The sequence below is a fragment of the Candidatus Izemoplasma sp. genome, assembly GCF_982632705.1.
Map to the genome: position 1 here is coordinate 1 of NZ_CEXEES010000100.1, position 2,891 is coordinate 2,891.

The 2,891-nt window shown below is 33.6% G+C and carries 3 protein-coding genes; all 3 read right to left on the minus strand.

What is annotated here, in order from left to right; genetic code table 11:
* Positions 1 to 1,853 (minus strand): pyruvate, phosphate dikinase (ppdK, locus tag AC2LE6_RS08795; protein ID WP_484478886.1); only part of this gene is annotated, 1,853 nt, incomplete at its 3' end.
* A gap of 176 nt (positions 1,854 to 2,029) precedes the next feature.
* Positions 2,030 to 2,521 (minus strand): hypothetical protein, encoded by a 492-nt coding sequence (locus tag AC2LE6_RS08800; RefSeq protein WP_484478887.1) that lies wholly within the window; start codon positions 2,519 to 2,521, stop codon positions 2,030 to 2,032.
* A 27-nt stretch (positions 2,522 to 2,548) separates the two neighbouring features.
* The coding region (locus AC2LE6_RS08805) for a hypothetical protein (protein ID WP_484478888.1) at positions 2,549 to 2,891 on the minus strand (343 nt) is incomplete at its 5' end.

Consider the following 2,891-nt stretch of genomic DNA (forward strand, 5'->3'; position numbering starts at 1 on the left):
AATAAACGGATACAAACAGTTTTTCCATCCATAACTTCAAATAATTCAGTAAAGTCTTTTAATTGGTGAGGTAAGATTTTTTCTAGTGCAGCTTCTCTTTCCTCTACATTGTCAGCTAAGATCATTCTACGAACGTCTAAGATTCTTTCTTCATCGAAGAACATGTGTTCAGTTCTACAAAGTCCGATTCCTTCTGCTCCGAATTCTAATGCTTGACGTGCATCACGTCCGTTATCAGCGTTAGCTTTAACACCTAAACGTTTGATTTCTGATGCCCATTCAAGAATTGTTTGGAATTCTCCACTGAATTCTGGTGATTGAGTTTCAATCGTACCAGCATATACATTACCTGTAGTTCCATCAATACTGAATGGAGTTAACTCAGGATATTGTTTACCGTTAATTGTCATGTAACCTTCTGCTTCGTTGATTGATAATTCTCCACAACCAGATACACAACATTTACCCATTCCACGTGCAACAACAGCAGCATGTGATGTCATTCCACCTAATTGAGTAACGAAACCTTCACATACAACCATACCTTCGATATCTTCAGGTGAAGTTTCTTTTCTAAATAATAATAATTTTTCTCCAGTTTCTTCTTTTAAAGCAGCAGCTTTTTCAGAACTGAATACAATTTTACCAGATGCAGCACCAGGTGATGCAGCTAATCCTGTTGTAAGAATCTCAGCGTTAGCCATAGCTTCTTCTTTGAATACAGGGTGTAATAATTGATCAATTGCATTTACATCAATACTGTTTACAGCTTCTTTTTTAGTAAGAAGACCTTCTGCAACCATATCTACTGCGATTTTGATTCCAGCAGCACCAGTACGTTTTCCTCCACGAGTTTGAAGAATGAATAATTTTCCTTCTTCAATTGTGAACTCAACATCTTGCATATCTTTATAATGAGCTTCTAAGTTGTCTAAGATATCAGTTAATTCTTTGTAGATAGCTGGACTAACAGCAGCGAAGTCTTCTAATTTTAATGGAGTACGGATACCAGCAACGATATCTTCCCCTTGTGCATTAAATAAGAATTCTCCCCAAACTACGTTTTCACCAGTTTTAGGATTTCTAGTGAATAAAACACCAGTTCCTGAATTATCTGAAGTATTACCGAATACCATCTCTTGTACGTTTACTGCAGTTCCCCATGAATGTTCAATTCCATTATGGTTTCTGTAGTAAATAGCACGAGGAGTATCCCATGATTCGAATACAGCATTAACAGCCATTTCTAATTGAGTATATGGATCTTGAGGGAATGGAACTCCAGTAGCTTTTTCAACGATTGCTAAATATTGCTCTGAAACTGATTTCCAATCTTCAGCAGTTAACTCAAGGTTACCATCATAATTGTTGTCTTCTTTAATTTTTACTAATACTTCTTCGAATAAGTCATATTCAACACCTTGAACAACTTCTCCAAACATATGAATAAATCTTCTGTAGATATCCCAAACGAATTTAGGATTTCCAGTTTTTTCAATCATACCAGCAACTGCAGCATCATTTAATCCTAAGTTTAAGATAGTATCCATCATCCCAGGCATTGATACTCTAGCACCAGAACGAACTGATAATAATAAAGGATTTGAAGTAGAGCCGAATTCTTTTCCAGTTTCTTTTTCTAATCTAGCAGTATATTCTCTCATATCAGCTAATAATTCTTTAGAGTTTTGTCCTCCATTAGCATAGTAGTCTGTACACATGTCAGTAGTAATTGTGTATCCCCCAGGTACAGGAACACCCATTGTTTTCATTTCTGATAAGTTAGCACCTTTACCACCAAGTAAATTCTTTTGTGATTTGTTACCCTCACCAAACATATAAATTCTTTTCATTTGTTTTAACACCTTTCTATATATATAGTTTTCTTAAAAAGTCCGCCATAATTATACCATTACAAAATATCAATTTCAACTAATATAACCACAATGATAACGCTTTTATTTCGAAAATTGAACTAATTCCAACAAAAAAGCAAGACAGTTAAGTCCTGCATTATTATCTGATAAATTTATCCTAAGAAAACTGTTAGGAATGAAAATGTTCCAAGAACCGCAAGAAGTAACCCAACGATAAAGAATATTATTATCTGTAACGCATTATAGAAAAAGACAATTGCAATTACATGTAATGCAATATTTAGAATATATAAGAACCAATTAACGTATGTGTCATGTCCAAAATGCACATCAAATACAATCAACGACTCTAACCACACCAATGGTAATAACACCATAATAAACATAATTAACATCTCTGCAGATGCGAATAACCCACTAACAAGAACCAACCCAACCATACGCAAACTCAAATAGATTAGCTTTATTGATTTCTTTTGATTTTGTGATTGATCATCATATTTTGTAGTGATTTTGTAAATAGAACCTACCAATGGAAATACTAATACATATATATATACTATGTAATTGTCCAAAGTAAATGAAAATAATATCAAGATGCTAAATGCAATAACGTTTAATACTTTTCTGTCTAACTTAACCATAAACCTCTCCCCTTTATAATAAACTTATTATATATATTGCAACCCATTTGTCAAAGTTAAAAACACCGATTGTACAAAATACAATATATAATACAATCCAGCCAATGCCACTAAATGAATCAAGAACTGAGCAACAGCTCCAAACATAGAAACATATTTTTCTACACCTAGATACACAAGTAATAAAGACCAACCCTCTATCATAACTAGTGGTGTTAGAAACAGAATGAATAATAGATAATCTACAAAAGTGTACTCTAATTGAACATATGTAGTCACACCAAATCCAGCAGTCCATTTAAATACATTGAACCCCGTTTCTCCCATTGCGAATATTGAAATCATAAATCCAAACATTGCAATTATCACA